The 17,604-nt window shown below is 32.5% G+C and carries 17 protein-coding genes; 3 read left to right on the top strand and 14 right to left on the bottom strand.

Annotated elements, in window-relative coordinates:
* Window positions 1–56 precede the first annotated feature (56 nt).
* Both rpsR and rpsF read right to left on the bottom strand, forming a co-directional pair.
* A complete protein-coding gene (gene rpsR, locus B4I81_RS06055; RefSeq protein ID WP_008253655.1) occupies window positions 57–353 on the bottom strand; it encodes a 30S ribosomal protein S18 in 297 nt (98 codons plus the stop codon).
* 2 nt (window positions 354–355) lie between these two features.
* Window positions 356–697 (bottom strand): 30S ribosomal protein S6, encoded by a 342-nt coding sequence (rpsF, locus tag B4I81_RS06050; protein ID WP_291108749.1) that lies wholly within the window; start codon window positions 695–697, stop codon window positions 356–358.
* A gap of 148 nt (window positions 698–845) precedes the next feature.
* On the opposite strand from rpsF, the gene B4I81_RS06045 reads away from it, so the two are divergent.
* Entirely contained in the window at window positions 846–1,541 is a 696-nt protein-coding gene (locus B4I81_RS06045) for a LytR/AlgR family response regulator transcription factor (RefSeq protein WP_291108747.1), read from the top strand.
* On the opposite strand, the gene priA is transcribed toward B4I81_RS06045, so the two are convergent.
* From priA to sucC, 5 genes are all read right to left on the bottom strand, one after another.
* Complete coding sequence (gene priA, locus B4I81_RS06040) at window positions 1,538–3,988, bottom strand: replication restart helicase PriA (protein ID WP_291108745.1); 2,451 nt, start codon at window positions 3,986–3,988, stop codon at window positions 1,538–1,540. The two genes, B4I81_RS06045 and priA, sit on opposite strands and share 4 nt — an antisense overlap.
* A gap of 153 nt (window positions 3,989–4,141) precedes the next feature.
* Entirely contained in the window at window positions 4,142–4,705 is a 564-nt protein-coding gene (locus tag B4I81_RS06035) for a chalcone isomerase family protein (RefSeq protein WP_291108743.1), read from the bottom strand.
* Between the two features lie 21 nt (window positions 4,706–4,726).
* Window positions 4,727–5,650, bottom strand: coding sequence for a YihY/virulence factor BrkB family protein (locus tag B4I81_RS06030; RefSeq protein WP_291108741.1), 924 nt, complete (start codon window positions 5,648–5,650; stop codon window positions 4,727–4,729).
* Window positions 5,651–5,653: 3 nt separating this feature from the next.
* Window positions 5,654–6,511: a carboxylating nicotinate-nucleotide diphosphorylase gene (nadC, locus tag B4I81_RS06025; RefSeq protein ID WP_291108739.1), complete on the bottom strand. Its 858-nt coding sequence runs from the start codon at window positions 6,509–6,511 to the stop codon at window positions 5,654–5,656.
* Between the two features lie 123 nt (window positions 6,512–6,634).
* Window positions 6,635–7,828 (bottom strand): ADP-forming succinate--CoA ligase subunit beta, encoded by a 1,194-nt coding sequence (gene sucC, locus B4I81_RS06020; protein WP_026726609.1) that lies wholly within the window; start codon window positions 7,826–7,828, stop codon window positions 6,635–6,637.
* Between the two features lie 237 nt (window positions 7,829–8,065).
* Between sucC and lysA the strand changes: the two genes are divergently transcribed.
* Window positions 8,066–9,271 (top strand): diaminopimelate decarboxylase, encoded by a 1,206-nt coding sequence (lysA, locus tag B4I81_RS06015; RefSeq protein WP_291108736.1) that lies wholly within the window; start codon window positions 8,066–8,068, stop codon window positions 9,269–9,271.
* 43 nt (window positions 9,272–9,314) lie between these two features.
* Here the strand turns inward: lysA and B4I81_RS06010 are convergent, their stop codons facing one another.
* From B4I81_RS06010 to B4I81_RS05980, 7 genes are all read right to left on the bottom strand, one after another.
* Window positions 9,315–9,695 carry a hypothetical protein gene (locus tag B4I81_RS06010; protein ID WP_291108734.1) on the bottom strand — a complete coding sequence of 127 codons (381 nt, stop codon included), beginning with the start codon at window positions 9,693–9,695 and terminating at the stop codon, window positions 9,315–9,317.
* Between the two features lie 15 nt (window positions 9,696–9,710).
* Complete coding sequence (gene pafA, locus B4I81_RS06005) at window positions 9,711–11,321, bottom strand: alkaline phosphatase PafA (RefSeq protein ID WP_291108732.1); 1,611 nt, start codon at window positions 11,319–11,321, stop codon at window positions 9,711–9,713.
* Window positions 11,322–11,433: 112 nt separating this feature from the next.
* Window positions 11,434–11,865 carry a hypothetical protein gene (locus B4I81_RS06000; protein ID WP_291108731.1) on the bottom strand — a complete coding sequence of 144 codons (432 nt, stop codon included), beginning with the start codon at window positions 11,863–11,865 and terminating at the stop codon, window positions 11,434–11,436.
* 7 nt (window positions 11,866–11,872) lie between these two features.
* The gene (locus tag B4I81_RS05995; RefSeq protein ID WP_231841873.1) at window positions 11,873–12,817 is read right to left on the bottom strand and encodes an NAD(P)H-dependent flavin oxidoreductase; all 945 of its coding nucleotides are present in this window, start codon (window positions 12,815–12,817) and stop codon (window positions 11,873–11,875) included.
* Window positions 12,817–14,430, bottom strand: coding sequence for a S8 family serine peptidase (locus tag B4I81_RS05990; protein ID WP_291108727.1), 1,614 nt, complete (start codon window positions 14,428–14,430; stop codon window positions 12,817–12,819). The genes B4I81_RS05995 and B4I81_RS05990 overlap by 1 nt, the downstream gene beginning before the upstream one ends.
* Window positions 14,431–14,488: 58 nt before the next feature.
* On the bottom strand, window positions 14,489–15,676 hold the full coding sequence (gene mnmA, locus B4I81_RS05985) for a tRNA 2-thiouridine(34) synthase MnmA (RefSeq protein WP_291108725.1): 1,188 nt from the start codon (window positions 15,674–15,676) through the stop codon (window positions 14,489–14,491).
* The gene (locus B4I81_RS05980; protein WP_291108723.1) at window positions 15,677–16,441 is read right to left on the bottom strand and encodes a toxin-antitoxin system YwqK family antitoxin; all 765 of its coding nucleotides are present in this window, start codon (window positions 16,439–16,441) and stop codon (window positions 15,677–15,679) included.
* 182 nt (window positions 16,442–16,623) lie between these two features.
* Between B4I81_RS05980 and B4I81_RS05975 the strand changes: the two genes are divergently transcribed.
* Complete coding sequence (locus B4I81_RS05975; protein WP_291108722.1) at window positions 16,624–17,553, top strand: fasciclin domain-containing protein; 930 nt, start codon at window positions 16,624–16,626, stop codon at window positions 17,551–17,553.
* Window positions 17,554–17,604: the final 51 nt, after the last annotated feature.

The following is a 17,604-nucleotide window of genomic DNA, read 5'->3' as shown; positions in this document are numbered from 1 at the left end:
TCCTTTTAATTAGAAGTTAGCTCACCAACGGCGAAGCAACAACTATTTGTTAATTATTATTTTAATAAATCGGCCACGTATGGCATTAAAGCTAAGTGACGAGCTCTTTTAACAGCTACAGAAACTTTTCTTTGGTATTTTAATGAAGTACCTGTTAAACGTCTTGGTAAAATTTTACCTTGTTCGTTAACAAATTTCAATAAAAAGTCTGCGTCTTTGTAATCAATATATTTAATACCTGATTTTTTAAAACGGCAATATTTTTTAGTTTTGTTTGTATCTATGTTCAAAGGCGTAAGATATCTGATATCTCCGTCTTTTTTTCCTTTTGCAGATTGCTCTAAAGTAGACATAATTAGTTAGTTTTAGATTTTAATTTAGCTCTTCTTCTTTCAGCCCAAGCTACAGCATGCTTATCTAAAGACACTGTTAAGAAACGCATAACTCTTTCATCACGACGGAATTCAGTTTCAAATGCTGCAATAATATTAGCAGGTGCTTTGAATTCGAATAAGTGATAAAATCCACTTTTTTTGTTTTGAATTTCGTAAGCTAATTTTTTTAAGCCCCAATCTTCTTTCGATACCATCTCAGACCCTTTAGAAGTAAGAAAATCTTCAAACTTGCTTACTGTTTCCTTTATCTGCTGTTCAGATAAAACGGGATTCAAGATGAAAACAGTTTCATAATGATTCATAATTTCTATATTTATTGTTATAAAATTGGGTGCAAAAATAATACTTTTTTATATTTATCAATACATTTTTTACTATTTTTTTATAGCAAAAGTTGTCAGATGTAAAATATTTTATTATTTTTATCGGTATTATTAAAATTCAAGCCCCATGAAATTGAATTGCATAGTTGTAGATGATAGTTCGATTCAAAGAATGATAATCACAAAATTAGTAAACGAATCAACATTATTAAATTTAGTTGACGATTTCGCAAATGCTCTTGAAGCTAAAAATTGCATTAATAACAACCCAATAGATCTTATCTTTTTAGATATTGAAATGCCGTTGATTAATGGATTCGACCTATTAGACGGACTTAAAAAAAAGCCACAAATTATTTTTATTACTTCAAAATCTGATTATGCAATGAAAGCATTCGATTATGAAGCTACCGATTTTCTTCAAAAACCAATCTCTAAAGAACGTTTTGTTAAAGCTGTAAAAAAAGCTAGCGAATTACATAATTTACGAAATGAATTACATGAAGATAATGGTGAAAGTATTGTTATAAAAAGTAATTTAAAAAAGTTAAAAGTTTACGTATCTAAAATAAAGTGGATTGAAGCTTATGGTGATTACATTAAAATAGTTACTGATGACGAAAGTCATCTTGTACTATCTACTATGAAAAATTTCGAAAAAGAACTTCCAGCAAATAAATTTATTAGAGTTCACAAGTCATATATTATAAATTTAGATCGAGTTGAGAAATTCAACAGTAAGTTTGCGGAAATTGGAACTACAAAAATCCCTTTAAGTAGAAATAAAAAAGAAGAGATTGTTAAAGCAATTGAAAAAGCTTAATAAACATCAACATCTACTTTTATTTTAATAGAACGATATTGCGGAACTGCTTCAAAACTCATGAGCACTTTCGCAATATTTTTTTTGGTATTACCCAAATGCTTCTGAACTGGAATTTTAACCATAATCGTTCGAATATATTCGTTACGAATTCTATTTACAACTGGTTCTTCTGGACCTAAAACAGGCATATCTAAATTTTGAGATAACACATTATACAACCATATCGAACCTTCTTTCAATTTATCAAAATCGCGATGCTTTAATGTAAGTTTTACTAATCGGAAAAAAGGAGGATATTTGAAATTTTGGCGTTCGTAAATTTGTTCTTTATACATTCCTATAAAATCATTACCCAAAACTTGTTGAATGGTATTATGATACGGATTATAGGTTTGAATAACTACTTTTCCTTTTTTCTCCGAACGCCCTGCCCTTCCCGAAACTTGCAACATCATTTGATACGCTCTTTCATAAGCTCGGAAATTAGGTTGATTCAATAAATTATCAGCATTTAAAATTCCAACTAAAGTTACATTATCAAAATCTAAACCTTTGGCCAACATTTGAGTTCCTACCAAAACATCAATTTCTCTATTTTTGAAGGAATCGATAATTTTTTCGAAGCCAAATTTTCCTCGAGTGGTATCTTGATCCATTCTTCCTATATTTTTATCTGGAAAAAGGGTTTTCAATTCCATTTCAATTTGTTCCGTTCCGAAACCTTTCGAAGTAACATCAACCGATTGACAACTATGACAATGTGTTGGATTTGCAATCGAATGCCCACAATAATGGCAACGCAATTGATTTTTGAATTTATAATAGGTCAAACTCACATCGCAACTTGGACAATGCGGCACATGACCACACGTCATACATTCCACATAAGGCGAAAATCCTCTGCGGTTTTGAAATAAAATAACTTGTTCGCCTTTTGACAAGGTTTCGGTGATTTCCTCCAACAATTCATCAGAAAAATGCCCAGACATTTTCTTTCTGAAATATTTATCCTTTAAATCGACCAATTTGATTTCAGGCAAAACAACGTTTCCATAGCGCACTTTTAATTCGGTTAAACCGTACTTATTTGATTGCACATTATAATAGGTTTCCAAAGATGGAGTTGCACTTCCCAAAACCACTTTTGCTCCGTGCTGCTTTGCTAAAACTATAGCAGCATCGCGGGCATGATATCGTGGCGCTGGATCATGTTGTTTAAAGGTTTGCTCGTGTTCTTCATCTACAATAATACATCCTAAATTGGAAAAAGGAAGAAATAAAGCACTTCGAACACCAATAACCACTTTCGCTTTAGGTGAATTTTCCAAAACTTGATTCCAGACTTCAATGCGCTCGTTATTGGTATATTTCGAATGAAAAACCGCGACTTCATTTCCGAAATAAGCGGTTAATCGTTGTACTAATTGTGTGGTTAGAGCGATTTCTGGCAACAAAAACAAAACTTGCTTTCCTTCCTTAATATACTGTTCTAAAAGTTTGATATAAATTTCGGTTTTACCAGAAGCGGTGACGCCGTGTAATAAATTCACATCAAAGGTTTTGAAATTTTCTTGAATACTATCAAAAGCTGCTTGTTGGGCTTCACTTAACGTGAATTGATTATCCTCTTCTTTATCGAATGCAACTCTATCTTGTGCAATGAAATATTCTTCGAAAATCGTTTTATCTACCAAAGATTTTACAATTGCAGCAGAACTTCCTGAAGTTTCAATTAGTTTTTTTACTGAAATTGGTGCTTTTTCACGAGCTTGTAATTGGAAATAATGTAAAACCAATTCGCGTTGTTTTTTGGCTTTAGATAAAACCTCTAACAACTCTGCCAATTGTTCTTGTTGTAAAAAAGATTCATGCAATTTGATGTAGCGGACTAACTTCGGTTTGTATTGCTCCGAAATTTCTTCTTGTAATACTAATGCGCCTTTCACCAATAATCGATTAATGATTGGGAAAACCGTTTTCTTTCCCAAAATTTTAATCACATCTTGAACCGTAATCGAAGATTGGCTTTTTAAAGCTTCTAAAATTAGATATTCATCATCTTTAAGTTCATCCGAATCGATTTCGGAATTTTCTTTTGCTGAAATAATGGTTTCACTTTCCAAAATATATCCAGAAGGCAATGCACTTCGAAATACTTCACCAAGCGAACACATATAATAAGACGAAATCCATTTCCAGTGCTCAATTTGGTGTGAATTCACAACTGGTTTTTCATCTAAAATTTGATGAATTTCTTTTGCTTCATATAATTGAGGAGGCGTATTTGTTTTATCTAACACCAAAGCCGTATAAATCTTCGTTTTTCCAAAAGGAACTGCCACTCGCATTCCAATATGAATGTAGTGAAATTCTGCTTCCGAAACCTGATAAGTAAAGGTTTTAGAAACTGCTAAAGGTAAAACGACTTCGATAAAATACAGCATAGAACAAATATAGTTGGAAAAAGAGAATAGAGAAAAGAAAAAAGAGAAAAGATGTTTGAAAGATGGAAGTTGGAAGCTCGAAGATGGAAGTTTTGTTTACAAAAAAAGCGTCCTCAATTGAGAATGCTTCTGTTTGTATTTTTATGATTAAGATTATTTCCCTAACATTTCGTCTTTTAAGTCTTTATCAGCAGGTTTGTCGCATAACCAGATTCCGAATAAAGCTTTTTTGAAATCGTGACCATCAATACTTCCTTTTTTAGTTCCGTTTTTATAAACTACAACTCCTTCATTTGGAACATTCATAATGATAAAAACATCCCCTTTTTTAATTTCTTCTTTAAAAAAGCCTTTGAATTTATCGATTTTTGCTTTTAATGGAGCAGTTTTCTTTCCTGTAGCATTTTCGAAACCTTCATTAATAGCCGAAATCATTTTATCAGAGGTAATTAAACCTGATACAATGTTTAATTTAATGGCAGCTCCTTCTTTGCTGTTCATAATTTCGTTGGCATTAGTACTCTTTTTTTCTAAATACAAAGCACCCACGTACATGTCCATAAACATTTTAACACGAGTTCCAGCTCCATTTAAAACTAAAGATTGACCTTCTAAATTTAATTTCGCATCAACTTTAACTCCTGAAACTGTTTTTTGTGCATTTACTGTAAACACAGTTACAATCAACATTAAAAATGTAATCACTTGTTTTCTCATAATCTAATTTTTTAAGTTTGGTTAAATATATAAATTTTTTCTTTTCAATTTTGAAATTGTTGCATTTAATTCGAAACCTAGTAACAAAACCATGCAGTTTATCCAAATATAAAACATCAGTACAAGAAGCGTACCAATTGAACCATAGAGCTCGTTGTACTTAGCAAATTTAGTTACATAAATTCCAAAAATATAAGAAGACAATATTATTAAAATTGTGGTAAATACAGCACCATAGCTAATAAAAGATATAGAAGAAGTTTCTTTTGCTCCGAATTTATATAGTATGGAAGTAGTAATTAAAATCATTAAAAGAATGAATCCGTATCTACTCCATTCAATTAATGCTATATCCGTTACTTCTCCAAAAAGATTAATTTTTTGAATCATTACTTCAGCAACTACAATCGCAGCAACCGTGATTAGCAAAATCATCGACAACACTAAAGAAATGGCTAATGAAATAAAATATTGTCTGAAAAAACCTCTGGTAATAGTAATGTGGGCCGACATTTCAAATCCGCCTAAAATGGCATTAATTCCGTTAGTCATCAACAAAATAGACAAAATAAAACCTGATGAAAGTAAGCCTTGGTGACTAGTTTCCATAATATCTTTCAAAATAGCTTCAATAGCTTCGTAAGTATTGGGTGGAACTCCTTCTTCCACAAACTCTAAAAAATCGGCTTGGAAATTTTCCAAAGGGATAAACGGAATTAAATTCAAGATAAATAAAGCAAAAGGAAATAACGCCATAAAGAAACTGAACGCAATGGCACTCGCTCTATATGAAAAAGCACCTTTGAAAATTCCCAAAACATAAAGCTCTAAAATATCATAAAGCGATAAACCTTCTAACGTTTTTAGTTTTATGGCTTTTGTAAGCGAAACTAATTGCTTTACAACTGGGATTTTATTGAGTTTATTTTCTATTTCTTCCGACATACATTATATCGCTTTTAAACTTAAATCCATATTATAAACCGAATGCGTTAATGCACCAGAAGAAATATAATTCACACCACACTCCGCATAATGTCGAATGGTTTTCTCATTGATATTCCCAGAAGATTCTGTCATACATTGATTACCTATCACAGCTACTGCTTTCTTTGTAGTTTCGTAATCGAAATTGTCTAATAAAATTCGGTAAACGCCACCAGCAGCTAAAATTTTTTGCACTTCATCTAAATCTCTTGCTTCAACAATAATTTTCAAATCTTTGTTATTATCAATTAAATATTGTTTTGTTTTAGCTATAGCTTGCGGAATTCCACCAGCAAAATCAATATGATTATCCTTTAACATAATCATATCATATAAGGCAAAACGATGATTTTCACCACCACCAATTTTTACTGCCCATTTTTCAATAGCACGAATTCCAGGTGTGGTTTTTCTAGTATCTAAAATTTTAGTTTTTGTGCCTTCCAACAAATTAACAAACATTTTAGTTTTTGTAGCGATAGCGCTCATACGTTGCATTGAATTCAACACTAAACGTTCGGCTTTTAAAATAGACTGTGAACTTCCAGAAACATGAAACACTACATCGCCCTGTTTTACTTTTTCACCATCATTGATAAAGGTTTCCACTTTCATGTCTTTATCCACGTAATGAAAAATCATTTTGGCAAATTCTACTCCAGCAATAATTCCCTCATCTTTAACTAATAACTTCGCTTTTCCTTGTGCTGAAGCTGGAATACAAGCTAACGAACTATGGTCGCCATCTCCAACATCTTCGCGAATGGCATTGCTAATGATTAATTCTAATTCTTTTTGAAATTGCGCTTCTGAAATCATGTTTTGTAAATTGAATTGCTAATGTAAGAAATCCTTTGAAGTTTAAAAAATATTGAGCGCGTAAAAAACAAAAAACTCCCAGATAAATCTGAGAGTTTCTTTATGATTGAATTTAAAATTCGATTAAGATAAAGCTGCTTTTACTTGATCAGCTGCTTCTTGGAATTGTACTGCAGATAAAATTGGCATACCAGAATTATCGATTAATTCTTTAGCAATTTCTGCATTTGTTCCTTGTAAACGAACGATGATTGGCACTTTAATAGCGTCACCCATGTTTTTGTAAGCATCAACAACACCTTGAGCAACACGATCACAACGAACGATACCACCAAAAATGTTAATTAAAATAGCTTTTACGTTAGGATCTTTTAAGATGATACGGAAAGCAGTTTCCACACGTTTCGCATCAGCAGTTCCACCTACGTCTAAGAAGTTAGCTGGCTCAAAACCTGCATACTTAATTAAATCCATAGTAGCCATTGCTAAACCAGCTCCGTTTACCATACAACCTACAGTTCCATCTAAATCAACGTAGTTTAACCCTACTTCTTTAGCTTCTACTTCGATTGGGTTTTCTTCTCTAACGTCTCTCATTTCAGCATATTTTGCTTGTCTGAATAAAGCGTTATCGTCGATATTTACTTTAGCATCAACTGCTAAGATTTTGTTATCCGATGTTTTTAATACTGGGTTGATTTCAAACATTGAAGAATCAGAACCGATATACGCTTTGTATAAAGCATCGATAAATTTCACCATTTCTTTGAAAGCCTCACCAGACAAACCTAGATTGAAAGCAATTTTTCTAGCTTGGAAACCTTGTAATCCATAAGCAGGATCAATTTCTTCTGTAAAAATTAAGTGTGGTGTGTGCTCAGCAACTTCTTCGATATCCATTCCACCTTCAGTAGAATACATAATCATATTACGTCCTGTAGCTCTGTTTAATAAAACCGAAACATAGAATTCAGAAGTTTCACTTTCACCAGGATAATAAACGTCCTCAGCAATTAATACTTTGTGAACTGTTTTTCCTTCTGGTGGAGTTTGTGGTGTAATTAACTGCATTCCGATGATTTGCTCAGAAATTTCAGTTACTTGGTCTAAGTTTTTAGCTAACTTAACTCCTCCACCTTTTCCTCTACCTCCAGCATGGATTTGTGCTTTTACTACGTACCAACTTGTACCTGTTTCAGCAGTTAATTGTTTTGCTGCAGCTACCGCCTCAACTGGATTGTTTGCAACAATACCACGTTGAACACGTACTCCATAACTAGCTAGGATTTCTTTACCCTGATATTCGTGTATGTTCATAATTGTTATGCGTTTATCTTGTTTAAAAAAGTGCCACAAAAATAGCAAAGTAATTTTTAATGGACTAACTTTTTTTCGTTTAATTTGGGAATTTGATATACATATTCGTATTAAAACTGCAACTCTAAAAAAACACAAATGTTATAAATAAAACATTTTGTTATATATTGTTAATAATTGTTTTAAAAATTGCATAAAGTAAATATTGAATTAATTTTGCTCCAAATTAAATCAAAAATGAAACCAGAATTATTACAACAATTAGCAACAGAATTTGGAAGTCCGTTATACGTTTATGATGCGGAAAAAATTGCCTTTCAATACAACCGATTACAAAATGCATTTAGCAAAGTAGAACGTTTTAAGGTGCATTATGCCGTTAAAGCTTTATCGAATGTATCTGTTTTGAAATACTTAAAAAGTTTAGGTTCTGGATTAGATACGGTTTCTTTACAAGAAGTGCAATTGGGATTACATGCTGGTGTTGACCCAAAAGACATTATTTACACTCCAAATGGCGTTTCAATGGAAGAAATTGAAGAAGTAGCGCAACTTGGTGTTCAAATCAACATTGATAATTTATCGATTTTAGAGCAATTTGGCACGAAACATCCGAATGTACCCGTTTGTATTCGAATTAATCCCCATGTGATGGCAGGTGGAAATGCGAATATTTCGGTGGGACATATTGATAGTAAATTTGGAATTTCGATTCATCAATTGCCGCATATTTTAAGAATTATTGAAAACACGAAAATGCACATCAATGGAATCCATATGCATACGGGTTCTGATATCTTAGATGTAGAAGTGTTTTTATATGCTGCTGAAATCTTATTTGAAACCGCTAAAAATTTCCCAGAATTAGATTTTATCGATTTTGGAAGCGGATTCAAAGTACCATACAAAAAAGGAGATATTGAAACCAATGTAGAAGAATTTGGAAGAAAGTTAACGAAACGTTTTTTAGCTTTCGAAAAAGAATATGGTCGACCATTAACGCTAGCTTTTGAACCTGGAAAATTCTTGGTTAGCGAAGCAGGTTATTTCTTAGCGAAAGTAAATGTGGTAAAACAAACCACTTCAACCGTTTTTGCAGGAATTGACTCAGGATTCAATCATTTGATTCGTCCGATGCTATATGGAGCGCAACATCATATTGAAAACATTTCCAATCCAAAAGGAAAAGAACGTTACTACTCGGTAGTAGGTTATATCTGTGAGACGGACACTTTTGCAAGCAACCGAAGAATAACAGAAATTCACGAAGGTGATATTTTATGCTTCCGAAACGCAGGCGCTTATTGCTTTTCAATGGCTTCTAACTACAACTCACGACTAAAACCAGCGGAAGTGTTATGGAAAGACGGAAAAGGTCATTTGATTAGAGAACGCGAAACGTTTGATGATATTTTGAAAAATCAAGTGATGATTGAAGTGTAAACACGAATTTAACGAATTAGCACGAATAAAAAAGCATCAAATTTTAGTTTGATGCTTTTTTGTTTATGCTTCTATATTTTTTTTTAGCTTGAACTAATGTTCTATCTATAAATTTTTTACCAAATTCATTTTCAATTTCATTTTCCATCGCATTTGCATAACATTGTTCTTTAAAACTTGGATTACAATTTACTTCTACACTTATACCATATTCTTTTAACATATAATTATTATAATACATTTGAAATTCATCTGCTACAAACAATCCTGAAATTATATATTTTTTCTTACCTTTTTTATAATCATATACTGCTCTATTTATTTCTTCTTGACAATCAACATCATTAATAAATTGTGGTGGACTAGAAATACTTTTTTGTGTATTACAACTCAAAAAAAACAAAAATAAAATAATATACTTCATTTAAAATTTTAATTATTACTTACTCAAAACCTCCAATAAAACCTTACCATCAGAACTATTTGGCATGGTAATTTTCAGCATTTGGGTAACTGTTGGAGCAATTTGTGTGATTTCTTTTCTATCGTGAGTTTGTCCTTTTTTGATGTTCCAACCAAAGAAAATTAAGGGAACATGAGTGTCATAAGAATAAGGCGAACCATGAGTTGTTCCGGTTGAAGAATATTCTACATAACCTGGTTTAAAAATCATAATGAGTTCTCCGTTTTGGGTTGGGTCATATCCTTTTGTGATGAAGTCTAAATAGTAATCACTTGGATTTCCGTTTGTGATTTCTTCTTCGGTATAAACACGTTTGATGTAGTCTTGTTTTTGCAAATAATCTTTAAATACTTGTTTTACGTCTTGTAAATTTAAGCCTTTTGATTTGACTTTATTTTTATCGATAAACACATTATAATTTGAGTAATCTAATACTAGATTTTCTCCAAAAGTAGTTTCAGAAAATTCCTTTAACTCTTTTTGAATGTTTTTATAATTGATGTTATCCACTTTATACTTGTTATCTTTTAAATAGGTTACATTTTCAGCTCCAGCATGATCTGCCGTTAAGAAAACCAAGTAATTTCCTTTTCCTATTGTTTTATCTAAATAAGCTAAGAAATCGGCAATAGTTTCGTCCAAACGTAAATACGTATCTTGTAATTCGATAGAACGTGGTCCTAAAATGTGTCCAATATAATCGGTTGAGGAGAAACTTAGCGCTAAAAAATCGGTGATGTTGTCTTTTCCAAGTTGCTCATTTTCAATAGCTTTTTTAGCAAAATCAGCCAATAAATTATTTCCAAAAGGAGTTGAACGTAATATTCCCGCATCATTTGCATCGTACATGTCTTTTAGATTATAAGGCATAAAAGGTGCTTTTTTATACAATTTTCCTTCGTATGGATTGTTATCGGTTAAGCTTTCGTTATACGTTTCTTTTGGTTTTAGTAAATCCCAACCTTTGGTTACATATTTCAAATAATTTTTCTCAGCATTGAATTGGGTTGCCCAATCTGGAAGTTTTTCTCCGTAATACGTACTCGAAATAAACGCTCCCGTTTTGCTGTACCAAAAAGCCCAATCCGCAAAATGTCCCGCTGGCAAAATTGCACCTCTATCTTTGATACTAATTCCAATGACTTTTCCTTTGAAGTTGGTTGACAACTTCAATTCGTCAGTAATCGTAGAACTTTGCAAGTTTCTTGGTGACATTTTTCCTTCTTTTTCCGAATCATCTCCAAGAGTTGAAACCACTGCATCATCAGTACAATACATTTCTTTTCCAGTAGCTTTATTAAACCATTCGTTTCCTACAATTCCGTGAACAGCTGGTGTTGTTCCCGTGTAAACTGATGCGTGTCCTGGAGCGGTGTAAGTTGGCATGTAATTGTAATGCGTGTTATGAAACGTGTAGCCTTCTTTCATTAATCGCTTGAAACCATTCTCGGAAAAATCGTTTGAAAAACGGTATAAATATTCCATTTTCATTTGGTCTACTACAATTCCTACTACTAATTTAGGTCTATCTTGTGCTGAAATTAGCGAAGAAACAAGTAATACTGATACAGCTAAGGCTTTTTTCATTTTAAAACTATTTTATACAAAAGTACGTTTTTGATGTAAATGGAATGTTAATAAATATAAAAATGACTTTTTATTGCATTTAATAAAAAGTCATTTTAAATATAATTTAGAATTATTTCTTCTTTGCAGGCTTATCTTCAAGAACTGTCATATTATAAGCAATAATCATATCTTCATAGGTAATGTACAATTGATTTCTACCTCCTTGTTTCTTTCTGGTGTATATCGCTAAAGTACATTCTACTCCGTTATTATCCACACAATTGAATTTTACTACATCGTCATCACCAATCGTTTCTTGATTGCCATATTTTATAATAGAAAACAACTGAAGTACTTCTGAATAAACCACAATTCGGTGACTTTCCATATCCAACAGCACCGTCATTTCTGATTTTTGCAATTTAGACCAATCGCTCCAATTTCCTTTTTTGTCTTTCTGACTTACCATATAACCAGAAGTTTTAAAATTAAACTTTTGAGCATAACTTACAGTAGATACAAAAAACAAAAATAATAGTAGGGATTTTAAATGCTTCATCATATAAATATTAAAATTCAAAGGTAGTAACCTCTTTTTTAGCCAAGTTAAATTCGGTTATGATATTATCAACAATAGTTTCAACAGGTAAAATATCATGAATTAATCCGGCAATTTGACCAATTTCTAATTCGCCTTCCACTAAATCACCTTCAAACATACCTCTTTTTGCCCTTCTTTTTCCTAGTAAATTTTCTAAATCTTCTTTTGACGGACATTTGGCATATAATTCCTGAACATCGTTGTAAAATTTATTTTTGATTAATCGAACGGGTGCCAATTCTTTTAACGTTAATTGCGTATCACCTTCACCTGTTTCTACAATAGTTCGTTTGAATTCATCATGCGCCGAACTTTCCGTTGAAGCTGCAAAACGACTTCCCATTTGAACACCATCAGCACCTAATGTCATAGCAGCTAACATTCCTCTACCCGTAGCAATTCCTCCAGCAGCAATTAACGGAATAGAAATTTGTTCGCGAACCATTGGAATTAAGGTTAAAGTAGTAGTTTCTTCTCTACCGTTGTGTCCGCCAGCTTCAAAACCTTCTGCAACTACAGCATCTACTCCAGCTTCTTGTGCTTTTAATGCGAATTTTGAACTACTAACCACATGAACAACCGTTATTCCGTTTTCTTTAAGAAAAGGAGTCCAAGTTTTTGGATTTCCTGCAGAAGTGAAAACAATTTTCACGCCTTCTTCTTTCAGAATTTGCATGATTTCTTCAATATTTGGATATAACATGGGAACATTAACCCCAAATGGCTTATCGGTTGCTTTTTTGCATTTTTGGATGTGTTCTCTAAGCACTTCTGGATACATAGATCCCGCACCGATTAAACCTAATCCGCCTGCATTACTAACAGCACTTGCCAATTTATAACCACTATTCCAAATCATTCCACCTTGAATAATTGGATATTTTATATTGAAGAGTTGGGTAATTTTATTCATTATAATTTCAATAATTTTCCTTTTGCTGAATTATTAGCAAATTCTATTTGGTAAAAGTACAAACCAGATGCCAAACTTTCTAAATAAATTGTAGCATTTATTGTATCAACAACATAAGAATTTACTTGTTGTCCCAAATTGTTGTATAAGAATAGTTTAGCCGAAGATGTATTGTTTGGTAAGTTAACCTGAAGTTTATCATTAACAGGATTTGGATACAAAACAACAGAAGCCATTTCATTTGAATTTAAGGAAAGAGCATTGTTTAAAGCCAATTGAAAATCGGGAACACCATAACCTTTAAAAACAGTAGGATTGGCATATAAATCAGCGGATTGTTTTACAAATTGAACAACTTCTGCATTGGTAAGGTTAGGAACAGCCGACCAAAAAGAAGTCACCATTCCAGCCATTATTGGACTTGAAAATGAGGTTCCACTTGCAGTAGTAATCCCTCCAGAAGTATTACTTACTGTCGCACTTAGTCCTTTAGCACAAACATCGGGTTTAACCCTTCCGTCAAAAGAAGGTCCGATGGAACTAAAAGAAACATAATTTTCAGAAGCATCAACTGCTCCAATAGTTAAAGTGTAAATTGCATCAGCCGGCGCTCCAATATGAGGTTCTGAAGTAGTTCCAGAATTTCCTGCACTTGTTACACAAATCATACCTTTTGAAAAAGCCATATCTGCTCCTCTTGAAATAAATGCTTTCGTTCCATTCATATCAGCATAGGTATAACTATAATTTGGATTATCATAAGCAAAATATCCCAAAGACGTATTTATAACATCGACACCCAAGCTGTCTGCTACTTCAGCTACTTCTACCCAATACGATTCTTCAACAGGATTTTCAGAATTAATATCTTCTGTAATAAACAAATAATAGTGTGCATCAGGAGCAGTTCCAACTAATTGATTATCTACATAACCACCCATACAAGACAATACATTTGTTCCATGAGAACCTCTTGTATAAAAAGAGGTATTTCTATCAGGAAAATTATAACCTCCTAAAATTAAATTATTATCTCGTAAACGTTGAAAAGAACTTGCAGTATTAACACCCGTAAAGCCATTATCCATTACCGCAATTATTTTGCCCTGACCTGTAAAATCTTGTTGGTGCAAAAAATGCCCGTTTAACATTTGTATTTGATTTGAAGATTCTCCGTAATTGAAATCCACTAATACTTCCAATTCTTTATTTACATTTTGGATTTCATTTACACGATTTGTAGGTACAGTTCTTGAATTCAAATTTCGGTCGGCAAATTCAATCCTATTAACAAATGAAAAGTTTCGAATTGCTTCTATATCTGTTTGAAGACCTCTAACATGCAATGCATTTAACCATTTAGACTTAGCTAAAACAGTAATTCCAGTAGAAGCTACAACTTGGTCAATATAATTTTGGGAAATAGGCACATCAGATTCGTTTAATGTAATCCCTTGACTCGTTCTTCTGTCTAATGCTCTTTGTGATAGCATTTGCAACGGATTGCTCAAATAAAAAGTAGCATCGGGTTTATCATTAAAATATACCCAAGCATCTTCCTGAGAAAAGCAAAAATTAAAAACTAATAATGTAAAAAGTAGTAGTTTCTTCATATAACATGGGTTTATTAAATCAAATTTACTCATTTTTATTGAAGAAACTACAATTGTTTTAAGCAATTACACCACTTCCCAAAATCTCTTCACCTTGATGCCAAGCTACAAATTGCCCTTCTGTTATAGCAGATTGTGGATTTTCGAAAACTACATACATTCCCTCTTTAAATTGATGTAAAGTTGCTTTTTGCAGAGGTTGACGGTAACGAATTCTTGCCATCACTTCCATTTTATCACCTTCTTGTAAAGCCAAATCTTCTCTTATCCAATGAACTTCATCGTTTGCAATAAACAAGGCTTTTTTAAATAAACCCGGGTGTTGATTTCCTTGACCTGTGTAAACAATATTTTTTTCAACATCGGTTTCAATGATGAATAATGGCTCTTTTGTTCCTCCCACATTCAGCCCTTTACGTTGTCCTTTAGTAAAATAATGAGCGCCTTGGTGTTTTCCAACAACTTTACCCGGAACTTTCAAATAGTCAATTCGTCTTGATTCGTAAGCAAAAGCTTCTTCTTCCGAATTTAATTGAGGCTTTTCTTGATTATATATAGCTGCTTCTGCAGGAATTTCTACAATAATTCCTTCTTTAGGTTGTAATTTTTGTTGCAAAAATTCGGGTAAACGCACTTTTCCGATGAAACAAAGTCCTTGCGAGTCTTTCTTTTCAGCTGTAATTAAATCTAATTTTGCTGCAATTTCACGAACTTCAGGTTTTGTCAATTCACCTATTGGGAATAAAGCTTTCGAAAGTTGGTCTTGCGATAATTGACACAAAAAATACGATTGGTCTTTATTTCCATCTTTACCTGCTAACAATTGGTAAATTTCTTTTCCCTCTTTTTCAACAGTTCCTTTTCTACAATAGTGTCCTGTAGCCACATAGTCTGCACCTAGTGACATGGCTATTTTCATAAAAACATCGAATTTGATTTCACGGTTACACAATACGTCAGGATTTGGAGTTCTACCTTTTTCGTATTCGTTAAACATATAATCAACGATTTTCTCTTTGTATTGGTCCGATAAATCAACTGTTTGAAAAGGTATTCCAAGTTTTTCAGCTACTAAAAGTGCATCATTACTATCTTCCAACCACGGACATTCATTAGAAATTGTTACCGAATCATCATGCCAATTCTTCATGAATAACCCAATAACTTCATACCCTTGTTCTTTTAACAAATAAGCGGCAACACTCGAATCTACACCACCCGAAAGTCCTACTACTACTCTTTTCATTTATTCCTGTCCTCCTTTTTCTTTTTTTAAATCTTCAAGTGTTTTTGAAACTTCTTTAGTATTTCTTTGTTCGTACTTAATTAACTCTTGACTAAATTTAGCTGCTTTAACTTGCTTGATTACTTTATTGTTTTCGAAAAACTTCCACATTCCAACACGTTTTCCGTTCACATAATTGCCCTCATACATTTTATTGCCCAAACCATCATGATAAGATGCTGGTCCATCAAACAAATTATTTTTATAAACATGCGAATCAATCAATTGCCCTTTCTCTGAATATGTCTTAGAAATTCCTTCTTTACTTCCTAATTTATAATTGGTTTCTTCCGCAACAGTTCCATCTTTATAGAATACTTTTCGGACACCATCTAACTTACCATTCTTATAAAATTCATGAGACATCAATTGTTTCGACTCAAAATGATAGTATTTCCATTCGTCTTCAGGAAGTTTGTTTACTAATTTCCCTTCACTTACTTTATTACTCTTTTGATCATAAAAAACAGCATAGCAAGAACCATCTCCTTTAGAAAAATCTCTTGTTGCAATTACAGTTCCGGCTTTTGTATCATCAAAATACTTAAAAATACCCGTTTCTTTTCCATGATTGAAAGTTCCTTCATATCGAATTCGATTTGATTCTTTATGTGTACCTCTCCATAATCCGTGACGATTTCCTTTATCGTCTAGTTGATTGACTTTATCTTGTGCAATAACAAGCAAATTTCCTAAAAATAAAAACACAAAAAATAATTGCTTCATTTTTTAAATTTTGTTTAATTAATTAATTACTAATTACCTGTAAAACAATGAGAAAATCAAATATTAGACCAAATACATATTAAACAAAAAATAAATAAGCGTTAAATGTGAGGTAAAATCGCATTTATTATTTTTTTTTGTTTAAAATTTTATAGTTTTGGTTAAACAAAAAATAAATCCCTATGAAAAACTTTGCAAAATTAATGAAATTAACATTACTAGTTGTTACATCTACGTTAATGTTTTCTTGTTCAGATGACGATAGTTCATCTCAAAAAAAATCAATTACTGATATTGCATCAGAAAATCCTAATTTATCAGTTCTAGTTGATGCTTTAAACCGAGCTGGACTATCTGAAACACTAGATCAGAGCGGTTCATATACCGTTTTTGCACCAACCAATCAAGCTTTCTTAGATTTTTTAGATGTTAATGGATTTGAATCACTTGATGATGTTCCTATTCCTACCCTAACACAAGTACTTTTAAATCATGTTGTTAATGGAAGAAATTTATCATCTGGACTCACAACTGGTTATGTCAAGACTTTAGCTAAGGGTAGTGCTTCATCTACAAATACATTAAGCATGTTTATTAACACTGCTTCAGGTGTTAGATTAAACGGAGTATCTAGTGTAACTTCCACTGATATTATTGCTAATAATGGCGTTATTCACGTAGTGGATGCAGTAATTGGATTACCTACAATTGTAACACATGCAACTGCAAATCCAAACTTCAGTACTTTAGCTACATTATTAACACAACAAGAGTTAGTTGGAACTCTTAATGGAACAGCAAGTTCTCCATTCACTGTTTTTGCCCCATTAAATAGCGCATTTGATACCGCAACACTAAATTTATACAGTGGATTTAATGCAACACAAAAAACTGCTGTATTAACCTATCATGTTGTTCCTGGTGCCAATGTTTTATCTAATGCGATTCCATCAGGTCCAATAACTACTTTTGAAACTGGAACTTTTACAATTTCAGGAACAGTAATTACAGATGAACAAAACAGAACAACTAACATTGTCGCAACTGACGTACAAGCTTCGAATGGTGTAATACATGCTGTAAATAAAGTATTATTACCAAACATAAATTAATTCGTTTCTATTAATAAAATTGCTATGAACAAAAACGCTTTCCTATGGAAA

It is taken from the genome of Flavobacterium sp. UBA6195 (genome assembly GCF_002422095.1).
GTDB lineage: Bacteria > Bacteroidota > Bacteroidia > Flavobacteriales > Flavobacteriaceae > Flavobacterium.
Note: the sequence above shows the minus strand (reverse complement) of the source record. Positions and strands in the feature narration are given on the sequence as shown.